General features: G+C 44.6%; 19 protein-coding genes. 4 read left to right on the top strand and 15 right to left on the bottom strand.

Features of this window, described 5'->3' with window-relative positions; translation table 11 throughout:
- Positions 1-3 precede the first annotated feature (3 nt).
- The 14 genes from BLS44_RS08010 to BLS44_RS07945 all read right to left on the bottom strand — a co-directional run bounded on the left by BLS44_RS08010 (position 4) and on the right by BLS44_RS07945 (position 14,213).
- Positions 4-1,017 carry a glycosyltransferase family 2 protein gene (locus BLS44_RS08010; RefSeq protein WP_176954350.1) on the bottom strand — a complete coding sequence of 338 codons (1,014 nt, stop codon included), beginning with the start codon at positions 1,015-1,017 and terminating at the stop codon, positions 4-6.
- 8 nt (positions 1,018-1,025) lie between these two features.
- Entirely contained in the window at positions 1,026-1,805 is a 780-nt protein-coding gene (locus tag BLS44_RS08005) for an FkbM family methyltransferase (RefSeq protein ID WP_090389523.1), read from the bottom strand.
- Between the two features lie 67 nt (positions 1,806-1,872).
- Positions 1,873-2,928, bottom strand: coding sequence for a glycosyltransferase (locus BLS44_RS08000; protein WP_090389522.1), 1,056 nt, complete (start codon positions 2,926-2,928; stop codon positions 1,873-1,875).
- A 47-nt stretch (positions 2,929-2,975) separates the two neighbouring features.
- The gene (locus BLS44_RS07995) at positions 2,976-3,674 is read right to left on the bottom strand and encodes a DUF1919 domain-containing protein (RefSeq protein WP_090389521.1); all 699 of its coding nucleotides are present in this window, start codon (positions 3,672-3,674) and stop codon (positions 2,976-2,978) included.
- Complete coding sequence (locus BLS44_RS07990) at positions 3,646-5,151, bottom strand: lipid II flippase MurJ (RefSeq protein WP_176954349.1); 1,506 nt, start codon at positions 5,149-5,151, stop codon at positions 3,646-3,648. Before BLS44_RS07990 ends, BLS44_RS07995 begins: the two co-directional genes overlap by 29 nt.
- 146 nt (positions 5,152-5,297) lie before the next feature.
- On the bottom strand, positions 5,298-6,302 hold the full coding sequence (locus tag BLS44_RS07985) for a Gfo/Idh/MocA family protein (protein WP_090389519.1): 1,005 nt from the start codon (positions 6,300-6,302) through the stop codon (positions 5,298-5,300).
- Positions 6,303-6,306: 4 nt separating this feature from the next.
- Positions 6,307-6,885, bottom strand: a complete 579-nt coding sequence (locus BLS44_RS07980) for an acyltransferase (RefSeq protein WP_090389518.1) — start codon at positions 6,883-6,885, stop codon at positions 6,307-6,309.
- A gap of 136 nt (positions 6,886-7,021) precedes the next feature.
- Positions 7,022-7,879 (bottom strand): glucose-1-phosphate thymidylyltransferase RfbA, encoded by an 858-nt coding sequence (rfbA, locus tag BLS44_RS07975; protein ID WP_090389517.1) that lies wholly within the window; start codon positions 7,877-7,879, stop codon positions 7,022-7,024.
- 30 nt (positions 7,880-7,909) lie between these two features.
- Positions 7,910-8,299 carry a GxxExxY protein gene (locus tag BLS44_RS07970; protein WP_090389516.1) on the bottom strand — a complete coding sequence of 130 codons (390 nt, stop codon included), beginning with the start codon at positions 8,297-8,299 and terminating at the stop codon, positions 7,910-7,912.
- Between the two features lie 26 nt (positions 8,300-8,325).
- Positions 8,326-9,402 (bottom strand): dTDP-glucose 4,6-dehydratase, encoded by a 1,077-nt coding sequence (gene rfbB, locus BLS44_RS07965; protein ID WP_090389515.1) that lies wholly within the window; start codon positions 9,400-9,402, stop codon positions 8,326-8,328.
- A 91-nt stretch (positions 9,403-9,493) separates the two neighbouring features.
- Positions 9,494-10,459 carry an SDR family oxidoreductase gene (locus tag BLS44_RS07960; protein ID WP_245729142.1) on the bottom strand — a complete coding sequence of 322 codons (966 nt, stop codon included), beginning with the start codon at positions 10,457-10,459 and terminating at the stop codon, positions 9,494-9,496.
- A gap of 3 nt (positions 10,460-10,462) precedes the next feature.
- Positions 10,463-12,817, bottom strand: coding sequence for a GumC family protein (locus BLS44_RS07955; protein WP_090389513.1), 2,355 nt, complete (start codon positions 12,815-12,817; stop codon positions 10,463-10,465).
- A gap of 52 nt (positions 12,818-12,869) precedes the next feature.
- A complete protein-coding gene (locus BLS44_RS07950) occupies positions 12,870-13,709 on the bottom strand; it encodes a polysaccharide biosynthesis/export family protein (RefSeq protein ID WP_090389512.1) in 840 nt (279 codons plus the stop codon).
- A 9-nt stretch (positions 13,710-13,718) separates the two neighbouring features.
- Positions 13,719-14,213, bottom strand: a complete 495-nt coding sequence (locus BLS44_RS07945; protein ID WP_090389626.1) for a UpxY family transcription antiterminator — start codon at positions 14,211-14,213, stop codon at positions 13,719-13,721.
- Between the two features lie 150 nt (positions 14,214-14,363).
- On the opposite strand from BLS44_RS07945, the gene BLS44_RS07940 reads away from it, so the two are divergent.
- A complete protein-coding gene (locus BLS44_RS07940) occupies positions 14,364-15,545 on the top strand; it encodes an acyltransferase family protein (protein WP_090389511.1) in 1,182 nt (393 codons plus the stop codon).
- Between the two features lie 95 nt (positions 15,546-15,640).
- Here the strand turns inward: BLS44_RS07940 and BLS44_RS07935 are convergent, their stop codons facing one another.
- Complete coding sequence (locus BLS44_RS07935) at positions 15,641-16,213, bottom strand: 2'-5' RNA ligase family protein (protein WP_090389510.1); 573 nt, start codon at positions 16,211-16,213, stop codon at positions 15,641-15,643.
- A 220-nt stretch (positions 16,214-16,433) separates the two neighbouring features.
- Here BLS44_RS07935 and BLS44_RS07930 point away from each other — a divergent pair, with 220 nt between their 5' ends.
- The 3 genes from BLS44_RS07930 (at position 16,434) to BLS44_RS07920 (ending at position 19,452) form a co-directional block, all read left to right on the top strand.
- Positions 16,434-17,321 carry a penicillin-binding transpeptidase domain-containing protein gene (locus tag BLS44_RS07930; protein WP_090389509.1) on the top strand — a complete coding sequence of 296 codons (888 nt, stop codon included), beginning with the start codon at positions 16,434-16,436 and terminating at the stop codon, positions 17,319-17,321.
- 521 nt (positions 17,322-17,842) lie between these two features.
- A complete protein-coding gene (locus BLS44_RS07925) occupies positions 17,843-18,847 on the top strand; it encodes a VWA domain-containing protein (protein WP_090389508.1) in 1,005 nt (334 codons plus the stop codon).
- Positions 18,844-19,452, top strand: coding sequence for a tetratricopeptide repeat protein (locus tag BLS44_RS07920; protein ID WP_090389507.1), 609 nt, complete (start codon positions 18,844-18,846; stop codon positions 19,450-19,452). Before BLS44_RS07925 ends, BLS44_RS07920 begins: the two co-directional genes overlap by 4 nt.
- Positions 19,453-19,756 lie beyond the last annotated feature (304 nt).

Genomic DNA, 19,756 nt, shown 5'->3' with positions numbered 1-19,756 from the left:
CCATTATTTGCTTTTTAACGCAAGAAATTTTGAAGGGCCCAGCAAAAGTACGGCCGAAAGACGTTTTATCTCTTTCCCCTTCTGATCTTTAGTCCACGTACTTCTCATCAATTTCCTAAACAGTTTTATTGCCACTAAATATTTTTTAGAATACAACGCCTTCAGATATTCATATTCCAATTGCATATAGCGCTGACGCCTTTTTATGTCATCGGAGACATCAAATCGACTGACCAACGTACTTGTTGCCAAGACATTTGCGCTCCCTCTTTTTATAGTACTTAAGGCGCTCTCAACTGTATTTGAAACACCACTGCTATTGGCTCCGTACAAGCGATACTTAAACAGCCGCTTATCAATTAAGAATACCTGTGCTTGTGAATGATTTGTCAAGATCGTATACTGAGCAATCAAATGATCCTGATAGCACATCCGTCTAAAATTAGGTATATCAAAGGAGTCCATAAATACATCAAATTCAATTTGATTAAATGCCGTCCGTCTAATACAGTAGGCGCTTCCTAACCACATACCTCTATAACCCAAAATTGAATTTTTCACACGTGCAGAAAGCAATTCAATGTCTGGCTGATCCTTTGTAATCAACGCTATGTTCTTTTTAGTAAGATCACTCTTTTCTATAAGGTATCCTTCTCCATCTATTATATCATAGTTATGTGTCACCAATATAACCTTTTCATTCTCCTGAAATACCCTTACAGTCTCCTCCAATTTGGTAGGCATCCATATATCATCTCCATCAAGAAATGCGACAATATCTCCGGTACTTCTCTTTATCCCCTCCAGAGTTGCCATAAGCACTCCCGAATTTTCAGCCATCTTTATATAAGTAATAACATCTTTAAATTTATTTATGCAAAAAGCTGAGTTGTCCGTACTGCAATCATCTACGATGATAACCTCATATGCAGGATACGTTTGACATAAAGCAGAGCGGATGGCCTCTTCTATATACTTTTCTAAATTATAAACCGTAATAACAACAGATACTTTCACAGCATTTCTCATTTCAGAACCGCAAGATAATTGGCAGTATTAAAAATTTCAAGATCGGCAGAATATGCAGGTATTCGGACTAAGCCGTCCGGCAATATCCTAAAAAACTCATAACACTTCAGCAACGTCCAGAAGTCCTTAAAAAAAGTACGGGCTTCTATATGACTTTCTCCAAATTCAAATTGAATGCATCTTATTTTCCCATTTTGTATCAATTCACCTGCACCCAGTAAAGCCTTATATTCATGCCCCTCAACATCAATTTTTAAAAAAGCAATTTCTTCTACATTATTATTTTGACAAAAATTCTCGACTGTAGAGATGTTAATGGTTTGCGTATATTTCTCCGAATATTCTTCAACAGGATTATCAATCTTATATAGCGAGGCAATTGGAGACTCCTGCCTGGATGAATAAAGCGTATATTGACCGATTTTGTCCCCTAAGCCCAAATTAACGCATTTGATATTGGGGTATGCCCTCGTATTCTGGACCAGTGTATCATAGGTAGCTTTAGACGGCTCAAAAGCATATATACTTGCGCTATACCCCATTTTGGCAGCATACAATGACCACTCACCAATATTAGCACCCACATCAAAAATGACAACTTCTGACTGTTGACTTAACCGTGGCAAAAACCTATCAATCACAAGCATTTCTCCACTATGTACAAAACTTGCCCCGCCCCAATAGTTCATTCCAATTTTGGAAACATGCATAAGCTTTGCCCAAATTTTATAATACTTCTTCTTCCGCAGTATCTTAATTATTTTGTCTTTCATCATGAATTTTTACATACTTAAATGTTACAAATTAAAACATCTATCAGCAAATTCTTCTGATATGGTCACCCTATCCAAAATATAGTTTTCTTATTTTTGCCCCATATTCAAGCCTTGAAAAAAGCTCCGCTCTATCAAACATATCATTGCCATTCTCTGAAACAATCTCAGGGAATCGCACCAGTTTATGTATTAGCTGAACTAAGTCTTCTTCATTATCGCTCTTGAACAACAGTTTTGAGTCGCTTCCCACTGCTTCTACAAACTGAGGGATATCACTACAAATAATGCCCATCCCAACAGCCATTGCTTCGAGAACAGCTAAAGAAAATCCCTCTCCTCCATTAGATACAGTAATAAAGGCGTCATATTTTATCAAATCCTGCAACACTTTGCTACTAATACCCATAAACGAAACAATACCGTCAATCTTATTATCATTAACAAATGTTTTAAGCGGCTCCATTAAATCACCATATATGTATATATGAACTGGCAATTCTCTTATACGTTTTGCCACATTCAGAAGAAGCTTGTAATTTTTATACGGTTGATTATTACTTGTCGCTACTAATCTAAGAATGGGTCGATATCCTGAATAAATTTTCCGGAATCCCGGTTTGACTACATAGTTGTGTATAACAACTCCCTGCACTTTTCTACCAATTTTCTTATGAACATAATATCTAACGTGTTCAGAGACAAAAACATTTCCCGTACTTTTATTAAATAATAACCTCTCCAAAAATAAAGCCGCAACCCTTTTTGCTCCTCTGTATGGGAACACTTCCCCATGATAAGTGCAAAATACCTTTATTGCCTTACCAGCAGCCAATCTTGAAGCAACATTAAAAGCAAACATATGAGAATGGACGATGTCTATATTCTCGTCTTTAATCAACCTCGCCACCGCTCGGTACAACTTGTATATAGCGAAAAAATTCCTAAATGAAAAATCGACAATCCTCACATTTTCCATTGTAGATAATTCCCCCGAAAAGCTATTACTACAAGGAGCCCATATACCAATAATATGATGATGATCCGGCAAGAGCCGAATAGTATCCACTACCACTCTTTGAATTCCCCCTCTATATAGAGAATCGACCAAATGCAGAATTTTCATAACAAAAGCAACAATTTCTTTATCGAATATTCAAATATTTTACAAAATCAAACAGACGTATATTCAATAGCTCTTTTATCCTTGCCGGATATCCACTGTTGCAGATCGATTTTTTGAGCAATGAGATATTTTGCCTTATCTGCAGGCAATATCGTAGGTCGGTGCTCCCATTCTTCAAAAAAAAGAACCGATTTCAAATGAGGGTAGGGCTTTGAAGAAAAGAAAATCTTTTTCTCAAAATGGAGCTCATCAAATTCCTCAATCTCTTTTGATGTGCAATTATCTGTATCAGACATCGCAATTAGCAGATTATCAAAATTCACCCGATCAGAACGTCTCTTCCACTTTTCCACCGCCTCCTCCATTGTCCTATAATGCAGAAAGTCTATTTCAATATCATTATTTATTAAACCGATCGGGAAATAATTTTTCGTTTCCTCCCGCATTTTATTAACATTATCATACCGGGAATATTTAACCTCAACAATTTCAGCATTCAAATTCTCTTTTAAGTTTTTTAAAAACTTCACAAAGCATGGGGCATTAAAAAACAATCCGGCCGTCGGTGTTTTATATTCAATACCCAGATCTCCATAAATATTTCCTCCCCAACAGTTATTACTTATTATTGAAAAATCTTCATTTCTGATATTATTCTTCAGGCGTTCCCGATATTTTTTTTCAATTCGCCGTCCTCTTAACTCCCAAACTATTTTGTTATAAACTCTTTCTAAAAGCGGATACATGTTTTTTAAGATTTAAAAAACTAAAAATAAAAACAACTACCAGAACAAAAAAGACGTATGCAAAGGTGTTTCTTGAAGACATATGTAATACACTATCAATATATCGTACTATCATAACAAGCACGACCAATGAAAAAAGCACATAAAAAAAGCTTAAGGCAGTTCTTTTTACAATTGCAAAATTGAAGTATTGTCCCATTAATAGAAAGTTAAGCAGCGCAATTATGCTAAAACCCAAAACCGTGGCCATAATATATCCAAGATATCCGTTTGTCCCCACCAATAAAACAATAAGAGCAAGCAAAGCAACCTGTCCAATAAAGGAATAAACCACAAACCTAAAGCTAATCTTTTGTGTTGCAGCCAGTAATTTACTTACAAGGAATGTTATTATATTTATGAAGGGAATCAAGGAGAGGTATTTTATACTTCTCACTAAAATATCCATCGTCTCGCCAGAAACCTTGTTCCTAAAATTCAACAGGCTTGCAATTTGAGTAGAACACAAAAAGAGAAATGTAATACAAGCTCCAGTAACAATCAAAAGAATAAAAAAAACCCTCCGAAAAAGATCTATTGACTTATTTACTTCATTCCTTGCAAAATCTTCGGAGAATTTAACTCCCATAACATTATACACCTGAGAATTAATAAATGTTTCCGGTATCGAGCTAATTTGTCCCCCCCAGTTTATTGCCGTCAATGTTCCACCCGATAATCCGCTAAGCAAAAATTGTGTCAAATAGGTTCTCCCTGACACAATTAAAGCGACTATTTGACTATTGGAAATAAATCTAAATATCCTCTTTTCAAATTTCCAATCAACAACCCCAAACCTCCACTTCAATTTAACTTTCAGTATATAGCAAAGAATTAAAAGATTAATAAAATATCCCAACAACATCCCTACTAATATGCTTACCAGTTTTAATTGCCTAAAGAATAAAAAGAGAAAAAAGAGAGAAAAAAAATTATTTATCAGATTTACTATACTGGGGAGCGTAAAATACCTGTGTGACATTAATACATTGGATAGCAAATTTGTAGTCAGCATTAATCCTAACAAAGGGAGACATAAAATCAAAATGACCTTATTCCCTGTAAGGGTGTCTACATCAAATTTCGAAAATGTGCTATATATTTTTAGAGGTTCTATGCTTCCGAGACAACAAAATAAAACTCCAATTATCAAATAGATAAAGACATATTTATTTATAAACCCCATCGCTTTTTTAAGATCTACGTTCTCCCGTCGCCTCATAAATTCCGGAATAATTACAGTAGCATCCATTCCACTAATAAATCCCGCTATAGTTATCGTAATAAGATTCAATAGAAAATAAAACAGATCTGTATTATTATTTGCTCCAAAAAATATTGAAACAGAAAATATATTTACAACTTGCAACAACTTAGCAATTGCATTAAATACAACAGAGAGCGCGCTTCCCCTTATTAAGGATTCTTTCTTAAACAACTTCAATTTAATTTATACAACGCGTTGTAATCATATAGTCACCCAGCAATAGAGGAACATTCACAAAATTCATTTTCACTACTTAAATTCCAAAGTCGATTATAAGAAAGCGGAGTTCCAAAACCTCTTAGCCAGGCAGCGCAACATTAATTATTGTAAATCCGTTCAATCATCCCCACTACTTTTTCCCCCTCATTTGCAAGCGTCATCTCAGGGCTTTCACCTCTCAGACTACATAACATCTGGTGTATAAAATTCTGATGATTGATTTCGGCTTCTGTAAATTCTGTACCATTCCCGCCTTTTAAATTCGATGTATTTATATCGGGTTTTTGATAATTATCTACATGACAATATTCCACTTTATCCATATACTGTCCACTTACCTTTACAGATCCTTTTTCTGCGATCACCGTAATACTGCTCTCCAGGTTTTGATCCCAGACCGCAGTTGTGTAACTCAAAGATCCCACACCTCCTTTTATTAAATCAAAATGCACGAGGCCCGTATCTTCAAAATCAATGATCCCTTCATGATTAAAATTCCGGAAGTTTGACCGAATATTGGTGATATCACCAAAGCACCAATATATCAGGTCTATAAAATGACTGAACTGGGTAAATAACGTACCCCCATCCAAATCACTTGTTCCATGCCAGTTTCCCTTTTTATAATACCGCCCATCCCGGTTCCAGAAACAGTTTACCTGTATCAGATAGATATTCCCCAGCACACCGCTATCCGTTAATTCCTTTAACCAAACACTTACCGGACTGAACCGGTTCTGCATCATCACAAATACCTGTTTCTGTACCTCGGCGGCCCTGGTAACTATAGCTTCCGCATCGGTTTTATTTAGCGCCATCGGTTTTTCGATCAATACATGCTTCTTCGCTGCAAGGCATCGCAACGCGTGTTGCGCATGTAATCCATTGGGAGAAGCGATGATCATCACGTCGGTACCCATAGCAATCGCCGATTCTAAAAAACAATCCAAGCTATTATAAAATGGCTCTATATGATCTCCCGATAGATCCTGTATGTCAACAATCGCCATCAATTCACAATCCGGATGTTCACGGATCACTTTCGCATGCCGTTTTCCCATATGCCCATATCCCACAACTGCAAATCTTACCTTTTCGCCCATTTGATTACCCTACTTTAGTCACTTGCTTTCCTTCCTGCTCATATACCGCACCACTCTCCGGGCAAACCGCCCTTCCCGCTTCATCAAACTTCAGTTTGTGCCCGTACTCGCTCATCCAGCCGGTTTGCCGGGCCGGATTGCCTATCAGTAATGCGTAGGCCGGTACACTTTTGGTAACTACTGCGCCGGCACCGATAAATGCATATTTGCCGATCGTATTTCCGCACACGATGGTGGCATTGGCGCCGATGGTAGCGCCCTGCTTTACAAAAGTTGCTTTGTATTCATTTTTGCGGCTTACGGCACTGCGCGGGTTGATGACGTTGGTAAATACCATGCTGGGACCAAGAAATACATCGTCCTCGCAGATCACCCCTTCATATATAGACACATTGTTTTGCACCCGCACATTATTGCCCAGGATCACTTTGGGTGATACCACCACATTTTGCCCCAGGTTACAGTTGGCTCCAATAGTACAGCCCGCCATGATATGGGAAAAGTGCCAGATCTTTGTACCGGCACCAATCATACAACCTTCATCAATGATGGCGGTAGGATGTGCGAAAAAATTTGCAGACATTATTTTCAGATGTTAGATGTTAGATGTTAGATGTTAGACAATATCCGCTTTAGATTTCAGGCTTAATGTGACAGAAGGTGGTTGAAAACCGCACCTACTTAAATCCATCATTAAACCACCATTCAACGATTTTCAACTACTTTATCTTCTTCAAATATTCGCCATAGCCGCTCTTTGCCAGTTCTTCCGCCAGCAGGAGCAGCTGTGCTTTATCAATAAAACCGCTCCGGTAGGCGATCTCTTCAATACAACCGATCTTCAATCCCTGCCGTTTTTCGATCACCCGCACAAATTCCGAAGCATCCGTCAACGAATCAAAGGTGCCGGTATCGAGCCAGGCCGTTCCCCGGTCTAGCACGGCCACCTGCAGCAGGCCTCTTTTTAAATACTCCTTATTTACATCCGTGATCTCGTACTCTCCACGGGGAGAAGGCTTCAGCTTCTTTGCGATCTCCACCACACTGTTATCATAAAAATAAAGTCCGGGTACCGCGTAATTGGACTTGGGTTCCGCCGGCTTTTCTTCAATTGACCGGGCTACCCGGTTTTCATCAAATTCCACCACCCCATACCGCTCCGGATCCGATACCTGGTAGGCAAATACATAGCCGCCCTCCACACCGGTAAGTTTCCTGAGCTGCGAGCCCAGGCCCACTCCATGAAAAATATTATCGCCCAATACCAGTGCTACTTTATCGGCCCCGATAAAATCTGCCCCGATCACAAAGGCCTGTGCCAGCCCGTTGGGCACTTCCTGCACGGCAAACTCAAACCGGCAGCCGATCCGCTGTCCATCTCCCAACAGGCGTTTGAAACCGGCCTGGTCTTCGGGCGTGGTGATGATCAGGATCTCCCGGATGCCGGCCATCATCAGCACTGAAAGCGGGTAATAGATCATGGGCTTATCATATATCGGCATCAGCTGCTTGCTGATCGCTTTTGTAATGGGGTATAAACGGGTGCCGGAGCCGCCGGCGAGTATGATTCCTTTCATAGATGCGAATTTTACGAATGCTGACGAATTTTACGAATGCATTGAATTAAGTACCCGTCTGTATCTGAGGGAAGCCTCTCCAAAGTTTACTAAAATTCCCAGTTTTTTATTGGCTGCTTTTATATAGTTAAGTATTTGAAGCTCTGTTATCGGTAGCAAAAAACCGACCGCCTTTATTTCAACCATTATTTCATTATAACAAAAAAAGTCTACCCTGAATGTTTTATCCAGTAATATGCCTTCATACAATACGTTCAGCTTCTTTTCTTTTTCAAATGGTATGTGCTGCCGTTCAAACTCTTTCGTCAAGGCTTCACAATATACCGATTCTAAAAATCCCGGCCCCAGAACGGAATGAACTTTCATACAGGCGCCAACAATTTTATAACTTTCTTCTTTAAAAAAAATCTCTGTTGACATAAATTCGCTCAATTCGTTTCCTTCGTTCAATTCGTATACTGCTGCTCATAGTACTGCTGATAATCCCCGCTGGTAACATGCTCCAGCCATTCCTGGTTTTCTAAATACCAATCGATAGTTTTGGAAAGTCCTTCTTCAAAAGTAACCGAAGGGGCCCAGCCCAGTTCCTTATTGATCTTTGTGGCATCAATGGCGTAGCGGAGGTCATGCCCCGGCCGGTCCTTTACATAGGTGATGAGCTGTTCACTGGTACCCGCCGGGCGCGCCAGTTTTTCATCCATCTGTTTACATAGCAGTTTTACCAGGTCGATATTCTTCCACTCATTAAAGCCCCCCACATTGTATTTTTCGCCGGCAGCGCCCTCGTGAAATACCAGGTCAATGGCCCGGGCATGATCAATCACATAAAGCCAGTCGCGGGTGTATTTTCCATCACCGTATACCGGCAGCGGCTTTTTATTGATGATATTATGGATCATGAGCGGGATCAGTTTCTCCGGAAAATGATTGGGCCCGTAGTTGTTGGAGCAGTTGGTTAAGACCACCGGTAACCCGTAGGTATCTGCATAGGCATATACAAAATGGTCCGACGATGCTTTGGAGGCCGAATACGGAGAATGCGGATCATACCGGGTCTCCTCGGTAAAGAAACCCGTTTCTCCCAGCGCACCATACACTTCATCCGTTGAAACATGGTGAAAACGTGGTAAGGGATCTCCTTCTTCCCCGGAAGAGGCCAGGAGAGGGCTCCACAAATCCTTAGCGGCATTTAACAGGTTTACGGTACCTACCACATTCGTATATACAAAATCCAGCGGTGAGGTAATGGACCGGTCTACATGGCTTTCTGCTGCCAGGTGGATCACTCCATCCGGCCGGTATTTTTGAAACAGGGCCTGCACGGCAGCCGCATCCACAATATTGGCTTTTTCAAAAATATAGTTGGAACGGCCTTCGATATCCTTAAGATTTTCCAGGTTACCGGCATAGGTCAGCGCATCCAGGTTTACGATCGTATACCCGGGATATTTATTTACAAAGAGGCGTACCACATGCGATCCTATAAAACCCGCGCCACCGGTGATGAGTATTGTTTTAGACATGAGATGTTAGATGTTAGATACCAGATGTCAGATATCAGACGACAGAAGCCCGCGATCAGACATCGGATACTTAATTAGATTTTCTCCGCTCCTATCCCAGGAACCCCGAGTTGGACCGATACCAGTCAAATGTTTGTCGCAATCCTTCTTTTACGGAAACCCCTGGCTGATACCCCAGCAATGCCTTTGCTTTTGAAATATCTGCCAGGCTGTGCTGAACATCTCCTACCCTGGCCGGACCAAAATCCGGAACCAACATTGTGCCGGCTTCTGCTTTAAGAAGGTTAAATAATTCCAGGAGGCTGGTTTGTGTACCACAGGCTATATTATATACCTGGTTCACGGCCTCTTTATTATCCGTAAACAATGCCTGTATATTAGCAGCAACGGCATTGTCCACAAATGTAAAGTCCCGGCTATGTTGCCCGTCACCATTGATCACCGGGGCTTCATTATTGAGCAGGGCCTTCACAAACAGGGGGATCACTGCGGCATAGGGGCCCTTCGGGTTTTGCCGGGGGCCAAAAATATTAAAATATCGCAGCCCGATCGGCTCCAGCCCATACAGCGTGGCGTAAACCCCGGCGTACAGCTCGTTTACATATTTTGTTACCGCGTAAGGCGACAGCGGCTTCCCGATATTCTCCTCTTTCTTAGGCAGCACCGGGTGATCCCCATAGGTTGAGGAACTGGCGGCGTATACCATCCTTTTAATACCCGTCTCTTTAGCCGCTGTAAACACATTTAATGTACCTGTAATATTGACGGCATTGGTGGTAAGCGGGTCTGCAACAGAGCGAGGCACCGAACCCAGCGCCGCCTGGTGTGAAACGGCCCGTACGCCTTCGCAGGCCCTGAGGCAGGTTTCATAGTCCCTTATATCCCCCTCCACCCATTCGAACCGTTCGTCCGGAAAAAAATCAGCCAGGTTGTCCTTTGTCCCCGTGGAAAGGTTATCCAGTACCCGGACCCTGTCTACCCTGCTGTCCTTCAATAAGGCTGCCACCAGGTTTGATCCTATAAACCCGGCTCCGCCTGTAACCAGTATCCTCATCATAAACTAACGTTTTTTAAACCAATGCAAAAATCCCCTTTTCCGGTCACCCGCCGCAATTGCATCGTCCTGGTAATAATCTGACCCATGTTTTTCTCCGTACCCGTAACCATAGTTACCATAATACCCGCCACCCGTTGGCATTTTGGTATCATTCAGCACTATTGAAAGATTGGGCATTTTCTTATTCTCATACATGTCATTGACCAGGTTCAGCTGTTTTTTGAAAGTGTGTGCCTGGCGGGTAACATATATAGTACAATCGGCGTATTTAGCCAGGGTAAGCGCATCACTTACCATACCGATGGGCGCCGTATCGATAATAACGTAATCAAATTTATTTCTCAGCTGTGTAAACAACTGCTCGGTCTTCCTGCTCAGCAGCAATTCTGCAGGATTGGGAGGTATGGGCCCACAGGGTAATACATACATATTTTCTTCACCCGCAACCGGGATAATCAGGCTGTCTAAATCCACATCACCGATCATATAATTACTGATCCCCTGCCTTCTCTGCATGTCCAGGCCACTTAGCACCTTCGGTTTTCTCAGGTCAAATTCCAGCACGATGGTTCTTTTATCGGTAAGCCCGTAAACCGCAGCCATATTGGTGCTGATAAAAGATTTTCCTTCCCCGCCAAAAGAGGAGGTCACCATGATCACCACTTTATCCTGCTTGCCCGTAATGTATTGCAGGTTGGAGCGCAGCAGGCGGAACTGTTCGGCAATAAGGGTGCGCTGGGTTTTGCTTACCACCAGGGTATGATCCGATTTGGAATGCCCTATTTCCCCCAGTATCGGTGCGGCAGTGGCCCGCTCAATATCTGCACGGGTGTTCACCCGGTCATTGAACGCTTCTTTCAATACCAGGAACAACCCCGGGATGGCCAGGCCAAAAAGCAATGCAACCAGCTTTACGGTGCCGGGGCTGGGTTTTACAGGCGTAATATTGGGTTCGGCCTTTTCGATGATCTTTGTATTGGAAATGGTGCTGGCCCGTTTGATGGCGGCCTCCTCCCGTTTTTCTCCCAGCACTTTTGCCAGGGCCAGTTTGGATGCCAGGTCCCGTTCAATTTCTGCCTGTTCCGTGATCTTTGCCGGCATCTGCAACGCCCCGCCGGTGCTTTTTGACTTCTCCGCTGAAACAAGTCCCAGGTTCTTTTTATAACTGTTTTTAAGTGTTGCTACATTTTCCAGTGCCCCTTTTTTGAGCAGTTCGATGCTCTGATCCAGTTGTTTTACCAGTGGGTTATTTACCGGTACATTCCCGTCTACCAGTGACTTCCGCTGCAATTGAGCCTCATTCAGTTTTGTGAGCACCTCGCTTAGGCCCGGGTCTTTGATCCCCGCAACCGAAGGGGTAAGGGAGCCGGCTTCGCTGCCGGCGATGCTGTGCTCCAGCACCTCCAGGGTCCCCAGGGCCATCCGCTGCTCCTGGCCGGCCACATCCTGTGCCTGTGCCCGCTCCAACAACGCGGTGATCTGCAGTGAAGCGTCTACCAGGTTATTATTTTTCTGATAGGCCACCAGTTTACGCTGCAGGCTGTCGATATCATGCTGCACGATCCCCAGCCGGTTATTGATAAAATCGATGGTAAGATCCATGGATGTGTTGCCCTGCTCTACCTTCCAGATCGTATATTCCTGCATCAGGGTGTTTACCACATCCGACGAAAGGTAGGGGTTGGAGGAATGGTACTCCACCAGCAGGATGCCGGTATTAGCCTGTTTGGGCTGCACATTCAGCTCCCTGATCATACCTGCCGCCACTGCGTCTTCGTGATGATAAGTGACCGTGAATTCGGCTCCCGGTTCCGGCTGCCCGCCATCCTTTACCAGTTTGAATACGCCATTACCCGTTTGGAACAGCTGGTCCAAACTGTAAAGGGTACTTTTTTTATTAACCCGGAACTGGTTGCTGTTTACAAACTCGATGTCTACCGAAAAAGACAGGGCAGAGTCCACCAGCTGTACCGGAACAAAGGCAAACGAAGCCCGTTTATAGGCATTCATGTTCTTCACCTTCCCCTTTTTGATGTACCCGATCTGCAATTCCAGTTTCTGCACCACCCGCGTCATCAGCGGGCGCGACTTCAGCACCTCAATCTCATTGAGCAGGTTGGTCGTTTTGCTTTTGCCGGCAATCAGGTCTTCCACTTTATCCCCTTTGGATTCCTCCGTGGTGATGAGCATATTTCCGATAGAGCTGTACTGCTCCTGTGTATAGCGCAGATACAGCCAGGCCAGGAACAACGCCAGGGCCACACAAAAAATAACGAGGGGAAGAAAGCGGATGTATTTAAAAAGCAGTTCTCTTGCACTAAGGTTGCCCGAAGTTTCTCTTTTCTCGATGGATTGCATAAATGAGATTACGGTATTTTATGATACAGGATCACAGCCGGACCCTGCTGCATTATTTCCTGGTAATTGAAATGATGATGGATGCTATTACAGCTGCCGTAGAGGCAATGGAGGTGGCAAAGGAAATGCGGCTCAAACGTCGCGTTTCATCTTTTACCTGCTGCTTATCATTTACCGGGTCAATCAGCAGGATATCATTCTGCCGCAGGTAATAATAAGGTGAAGTAAATACACTGGCTGATGAGAGGTCCACCACTCCCATTTCGCGTTTGCCATCCTGCTCCCGGATCACTTTTACGGCATCCTTCCGGCCCCATTCGGTAATGCCCCCTGCCATGGAAATAGCTTCAAAAATATTCACTTTCTCGGTAGGAATGTTCAATACCTGCGGGGCATTGAACTCCCCAAGGGTGATGATCTTATAGGTTTGAAAACGGATCAGCACCGTGGGATTATGCAAGAGTTCCACGGGTGTTGTCAGCCGTTTTTTGATCTCGGCTTCCAACTGCTTCTTGCTAAGCCCTTCTGCATGGATCTTTCCCAAACGGGGAAAATCAATATTCCCCTCCCCATCCACAAGGTAACCACTGGTACTCGTGTTATTGGCACTGGTACTGGCGCTAACTGCCCCACCTCCGCGCGGTATGGGTTGATTGTATAACAGGTCCGGGTTGGATTCTGTTTTCTCGCTCTTTGGATCCGGTAAATAATCACTGTACACCTGTATGGCCAGCTGGTCGTTTTTCTGGATGATCAGCTCCGGAAAACTGGTCTGCTTATCAATGGCCTCATTGGCGGCACCTTCCAGGTATTTCGGCATTTTTTGCTGGGTAACACAGGATACCATTAACACCACCGCCATAAGCGCCGATGTATAATTAAAAAGTTTCATAAAGTTGATTTAGTTGTTGATCAGTTTCGATTTATCAAATAAGGCTACCAGGTGATAATTAAGGCTTTCGATCGCCACCGCTACCTTATTATTTTTTAAATCGATCACCCGGCCCTCCTCTTCCACCAATACCCCCTGGTTGATCATTACCCGCTGATTCTTCCGCAGGCTAAAGGGTACCAGCTCCACATTTTCGAACTCACTTAAAAATTTCCGGATCCGGACCACCTCGTACTCTTTTACAATGGCCGGTTTTCCTTCTATATACACAAAATTAATGACGCCCGGAGTTTCTCTTACTTTTTGCAGCTCCGTTGTGTCAATATGAACAAATAAATACGACGGCAGCAGGGGAACCTGTACAATTTTAATACGATCGCTCCATCTGCGTCTTACCTGGTTCAGGGGGCAATAGGTGACAATATCCCTGTCTGTAAGTAGTTTTGATACTTTTTTCTCCCAGCGGGGCTTAGTATAGATTGCATACCAGTTTTTCTCTTTCATTGCTTTGCATGGCTTCGCCACCTCAGTCCCATCCGGATAAAACGGGACCTTCACAAATGCGACAGGAACATCCCTGCAAATATAACAGTAACAGCGTTCATAGAGAAAATTCGGGTTAAATTCGTACTTTAACATCTTATTCCTCAAAAAATGAAGATTCGATACCGATCGCTTGACGTTTTCCGGGGCGCCACTGTTTGCCTGATGATCCTGGTAAACAACCCGGGCAGCTGGGCCCATATTTACGGCCCTCTGGAACATGCTCCCTGGCATGGACTTACTCCTACCGACCTGGTCTTCCCCTTCTTTTTGTTTGCCGTAGGCAACGCCATGTCCTTTGTGATTCCCCGCCTACAGGAAGCAGGGCCCGGTGTATTCTGGAAAAAGGTGATCAAAAGAACCCTGATGATCTTCGGCATCGGTCTTTTCCTGAACTGGTATCCCTTTTTACGCTGGAATGCAGGAACACTGGAAGGGATCCCCTGGACCTCCGGACCGGAAAAAGGGGTCCGGATCTTTGGTGTATTGCAGCGCATTGCTGTCTGCTACTTTTTTGCCTCTATTATCGCCTATTACCTGAAGCCCCGGGCAGCCGGACTGCTTTCCGTAATATTACTGCTCCTTTACTGGGCCCTTTGTATCATTGGTAATCCGGCCGACCCCTACAGCCTTGCCGGCTGGTTTGGAACGGAACAGGTCGATAAGATCCTCCTGCATACTGCCCATATGTATAAAGGAGAAGGAGTGCCTTTTGACCCGGAAGGCATCGCCAGTACCTTGCCGGCGATCGTACAGGTAGTACTGGGCTATTTTGTGGGCATGTATATCCGGAACAGCAGTGCCGGGATTCCAGCCGGTATGGACCGGAAGGCCCCCTCCAATCCTATGTTTAAAATGCTGACAGGTCTCTTTGTTGCGGGTATGGCATTGCTTCTTACCGGTTTTTGCTGGGACCTGGTGTTTCCCATTAATAAGAAAATATGGACCAGTTCCTATACGGTGTATACCACCGGACTTGCAACCGTTACAATTGCTACCATGATCTATTTCATCGAAATAAAAGGGAAGACCGGCTTCCTGGGTCGTTTTTTTGAGGTTTTTGGTAAAAACCCCCTGTTTATTTTTGCACTGAGTGCATTTTTGCCCAAAACGGCAGCCCTGTTTAAAACTACAGACGGGGTCACTCCCTGGAACTGGCTCTATACCAGGGTACTCATCCATACACCGGGTGCCAAAGAGAACGGGTCACTTTTATACGCAATCTGTGTTATTATTTTTATGTGGGCTATCTGCTACTGGCTTGATAAGAAGAAGATCTACATCAAAGTTTGACATTTTGCCTTGATGCCTGCGAACTTCCCGGGCTCTCAGGCTTAAAATTGCTGATATCCGACATCTGATGTCTGATATCTGGTGTGTGAACGCTGTTAATCCGCTATCAGCTGGTTCTCAAATAAAAAACGCCGAACGATCTGCCAGGAGCGGTACCCCGGCGACTGTTTTAATAAGAGCATTCCATTGAGGATAAACCGGCTTTGAAATGGTTCGTGCCCATACAGGGCCCACCCCTGCTCAAACTGCCAGGGCTGCAGGTTCCGGGCCAGCGAGATGCGGGGCAACGGGTTGAACCGCTCGTCGCTCCAGGGCACTTTTGCCCCGGCGATCCGGCTGATCAGCGCAGTGATCCACCCGGTTTCGGCGATGCGTATATAGATCTCTGCCCGGTTCAGCTGCCCATAGCCCTTTAAATGGATCTTAAACGGCATTGCACCCAACGCGATCCGGCTCAGCGGCTCAATGACAGCCTGTTCCTCTGTTTCAAAGGCGGAAAATTCCGCCAGGTAAATAAAGGGCCTGCCGCCCGGCACCGGTGTTCCCCGGAAAAAAGCGTCCAATCCCGTCCGGGCGTCAATTACCTTACGTCTGGCAGCATCGGGAATATCCAGGATCAGCTGATACCGGTTCCGGACATCCCTTGTATAAGTTATAATATCCTGCATAATAGGGCATTATACATAACCGTCGCAATTCGGGTGCCAGAAATTATCAAAGCAGCCCTATCACTGTAATAACCCGTTCATTGGCATCCGGCAGTGTTATGCCGGCATTGGCCCCGGGGTTCCTCCCCCTGTTTTTAAAATACCTTTTACATTAAACCCGGACCATAGGCAAACACATTGTATTTTTGCGGCGAATTCAATCTTCTGTTCAATATTTATTATGATTTTTACTAAAGTACTGAAAATAAGCAGGAAGCCTCTATCGCACAGCACCGGGAATGGACTATCCGGATTTTTAGGATGTTTAGCGCTCTTATTGACCGTTTCCTGTACACAAAACAATGTAAAACAGGACAACTCGCTAAAGAAGTATTTTGAGGAGCACCAGCTTACCGGCACATTTGCCCTGCTCAATAACGGCACCGGCGACTTTACTGTTTATAATCTTGCGCGGTACCGGGATAGCGCTTACCTGCCTGCCAGCACTTTTAAAATTGTGAACTCCCTTATCGGGCTGCAGACGGGGATCATTTCCAGCGACAGCATGATCATTCCCTGGGATGGGATTCAGCGTTCCATCCCCGAATGGAACAGGGACCTGAATATGTACCAGGCCTTCCGTGTTTCAGCGGTTCCTTACTACCAGGAAGTAGCCCGGCGTATTGGCAGGGAAAAAATGCAGTTCTGGCTGGATTCCCTCCACTATGGTTCCGGGAAAAAAGATACCCTTTTTAAGATCCGGTCTGCAATTGATACGTTCTGGCTGGATAACACCCTGAAACTTACTCCCGATGAAAACCTGGGGCTGGTAAAGAAACTGTATTTTAACGAATTGCCGTTTTTTAAGCTCTACCAGGAAAAAGTAAAACATGCCATGCTGTTTGAGGATAATTCCAATTACAAACTGGCTTATAAAACCGGCTGGGGTGCTACCGAAAAGGGGCATGCCCTGGGCTGGATCGTTGGCTGGATCGAAGAGAACCGGCACCCCTATTTCTTTGTGCTGAACGTTGAATCCGCGGATCCCCGCTACGATATGACTACCGTAAGACTGAAAATGCTAAAGGATATTTTAAAACAACTGGGCTTTTTTGAAGGAAAAATGTAGGCATTGGAGAGCTGTCAGCCTCCGAAACTTCGCATGCGCGTCAAGTTAAGGAACATAATCTTAAAGATCAATACTGTTAGATGAAGAACGGCTGCAGAAATTTCTACCGTCAACGGGTGAATATCCTGGGATTGGTGCTCCGGATGGAGCAGCGTGTTTATAGCAATGTTTCTTTATTCGGATCGGGCTCCATAGGACGCCCCGTGTTACGCGGCATCCTACGGAGCCGGTTGCTCTATGGTCACTGTTCTATAAACACGCGGTGCCCATGGCACCCAGATGCCTATATACCCCTTTTATCCCTTTAATCTTAAACCGGTTTTATGAATCCTGTTAAAGTTAGCTTGACGCGCATACGAAACTTCGGGGCAGCCTTTAGTCGATTGCGCCCGTGATCGGAGATTTGACACATGGCATCGAGTGTAAAAAGGAATCTAACCTGAAACCTCCCTCCGGACCCGTAGTAACTTATCAACCTGTTAACGTTTAAAACCCTCGAACTTGTTAACTTTACGAAGTCAATGAATTTTGAGTTTCAATATATTTATTTTATCTGGCTGAGCGCGGGTGTGCTGCTGTTCCTGTTCCTGTTTTCCCTTGTAAAACGATGGAAAAAACGGACCATCCGCAAGATCGGTGAGCCCGCGCTTGTAAAATCGATGATCCGCGGCTACAGCCCATTCCGGTTCAACCTGAAGTTTTTTTTGTTATGCCTGGCCTTTTTAATGGGGGTACTTTGTACCATGAGCCTGCGCAAGCCCGGGGGAAACGATGGCATTCAACGGAAAGGTATCGATGTTGTTTTTGCCCTGGATCTCAGCAAAAGCATGCTGGCGCAGGATGTAAAGCCCAGCCGGCTGCTGTTTGCCAAACAGTTCATCAGCAAAATGATGGACGCGATGCCTAATAACCGGGTCGGATTGGTTTGGTTTGCCGGCAAAGCCTATATCCAGATGCCCATCAGTGCCGATCACAGCTCTGCACAAATGTATGTGAATGATGCCTCGCCCGACGTGGTTCCCGTAAAGGGTACAGTTATCGGCGATGCCCTGGAAGAGAGCCTCCGGTCTTTTGGAGAAAGAGAGGCAAAATATAAAGCAGTCATCCTGATCTCGGATGGCGAGGATCATGATGAAAAAGCATTGGAGCTTTCAAAAGATCTGCAAAAACGGGGCCTGATGGTGAACACTGTTGGCATTGGCTCTCCGGAGGGCACATTCATACCAGACGATTCCACCGGAGGCAATAAACTGGATCCGCAGACCGGCCGGCCCATTGTGTCGAAGCTCAACCAGAAGGAGCTGGAGCAGATCGCGGTCAACACCAATGGTGTTTATGTGCATTTAACGGATATTGACGCAGCCGTTAAGAAGATCACTCAACAGCTGGCGCAGATCGATAAAAAAGTAACCGGTGACACCAACCTGATGAGCTTCTCCTATTATTTCTGGATATTTGCCGCTGCAATGGTCTTACTCCTGGTCATTGAGCAACTCCTCCCTGAAGGTAAAAAAGCAAAAACATGAAACATCATTTCCTATTCCTGCTCAGCCTCATAACGCTTCCCCTCCTGGCCCAGAACGGAAGCGATCTTGTAAAGAAAGGGAACGACTATTACAGGGAGGGCAAAATGAATGATGCGGTAAAAGCCTACGACAAGGCAATACAAGGGCCGCACCAATATATAGCACTGCTGAATAAAGGCAACGCTTTGTACCGTTTAAAAAAATACGACGACGCGGTAAAAACCTATCAACAGGCGGCAGCATCCGCCAACACGGATACCGGGCTGCGCTCTGCTGCGTTTTATAATACCGGCGTGGTCTATTCCAGTCAGAACAAGCTGGAGGAAAGTATCGAAGCTTATAAAAATGCGCTGCGCCTGAACAGCAACGATGTTAAAGCACGCGAAAATCTTCAGAAGGCATTACTTGAAAAGAAAAAGCAAGGCGGCGGCGGTGGCGGCGGACAGAACAAGAAAGAAGAATCACCAAAACCTTCAAAATCCAGGCTCAATCAGAACCAGGCACAGAACCAGTTGGACAAACTGGAAAACAAAGAAAAGAACACCCAGCAGCGGATCTCCGAAGACAAATCCCAGTATGGAACCAGCAGGGAGAAAGACTGGTAACTACTTTGTTTAAGGTTCCGGGTTTAAAGTTCCGGGCCTGGCCGCAGTGGCGGGTTCGGGCGACGGGGAGACTGAGGGGCAGCTTTGTTTGAGCAGGATGATTTTTCCTGCCGGATAGTCCCATTGACAATGCCAGATCCGGTTTATGCCCGGTATCGGTTTTTCATTTTCACATTCCCACTCCCGAACCATCGCGTGCGCGTCAAGATAAAAACAGGTCTATGGCCATAAAATGTAGTATGAATAAGCCTTTGGAGGCCAAAAAAGACCTCATCTTTTGATAGCAGGCGCAGCGCGCCGCAAA

It is taken from the genome of Niabella drilacis, assembly GCF_900101395.1.
Lineage (GTDB): Bacteria > Bacteroidota > Bacteroidia > Chitinophagales > Chitinophagaceae > Niabella > Niabella drilacis.
Note: the sequence above shows the minus strand (reverse complement) of the source record. Positions and strands in the feature narration are given on the sequence as shown.

Bases quoted from the DNA above. Each gene is read 5' to 3' on its own strand.
- BLS44_RS08005 (WP_090389523.1), bottom strand. From the start codon at position 1,805: ATGATGAAAGACAAAATAATTAAGATACTGCGGAAGAAGAAGTATTAT.
- BLS44_RS08000 (WP_090389522.1), bottom strand. From the start codon at position 2,928: ATGAAAATTCTGCATTTGGTCGATTCTCTATATAGAGGGGGAATTCAA.
- BLS44_RS07995 (WP_090389521.1), bottom strand. From the start codon at position 3,674: ATGTATCCGCTTTTAGAAAGAGTTTATAACAAAATAGTTTGGGAGTTA.
- BLS44_RS07985 (WP_090389519.1), bottom strand. From the start codon at position 6,302: ATGGGCGAAAAGGTAAGATTTGCAGTTGTGGGATATGGGCATATGGGA.
- BLS44_RS07980 (WP_090389518.1), bottom strand. From the start codon at position 6,885: ATGTCTGCAAATTTTTTCGCACATCCTACCGCCATCATTGATGAAGGT.
- rfbA (WP_090389517.1), bottom strand. From the start codon at position 7,879: ATGAAAGGAATCATACTCGCCGGCGGCTCCGGCACCCGTTTATACCCC.
- BLS44_RS07970 (WP_090389516.1), bottom strand. From the start codon at position 8,299: ATGTCAACAGAGATTTTTTTTAAAGAAGAAAGTTATAAAATTGTTGGC.
- rfbB (WP_090389515.1), bottom strand. From the start codon at position 9,402: ATGTCTAAAACAATACTCATCACCGGTGGCGCGGGTTTTATAGGATCG.
- BLS44_RS07960 (WP_245729142.1), bottom strand. From the start codon at position 10,459: ATGATGAGGATACTGGTTACAGGCGGAGCCGGGTTTATAGGATCAAAC.
- BLS44_RS07955 (WP_090389513.1), bottom strand. From the start codon at position 12,817: ATGCAATCCATCGAGAAAAGAGAAACTTCGGGCAACCTTAGTGCAAGA.
- BLS44_RS07950 (WP_090389512.1), bottom strand. From the start codon at position 13,709: ATGAAACTTTTTAATTATACATCGGCGCTTATGGCGGTGGTGTTAATG.
- BLS44_RS07945 (WP_090389626.1), bottom strand. From the start codon at position 14,213: ATGAAAGAGAAAAACTGGTATGCAATCTATACTAAGCCCCGCTGGGAG.
- BLS44_RS07940 (WP_090389511.1), top strand. From the start codon at position 14,364: ATGAAGATTCGATACCGATCGCTTGACGTTTTCCGGGGCGCCACTGTT.
- BLS44_RS07935 (WP_090389510.1), bottom strand. From the start codon at position 16,213: ATGCAGGATATTATAACTTATACAAGGGATGTCCGGAACCGGTATCAG.
- BLS44_RS07930 (WP_090389509.1), top strand. From the start codon at position 16,434: ATGATTTTTACTAAAGTACTGAAAATAAGCAGGAAGCCTCTATCGCAC.
- BLS44_RS07925 (WP_090389508.1), top strand. From the start codon at position 17,843: ATGAATTTTGAGTTTCAATATATTTATTTTATCTGGCTGAGCGCGGGT.
- BLS44_RS07920 (WP_090389507.1), top strand. From the start codon at position 18,844: ATGAAACATCATTTCCTATTCCTGCTCAGCCTCATAACGCTTCCCCTC.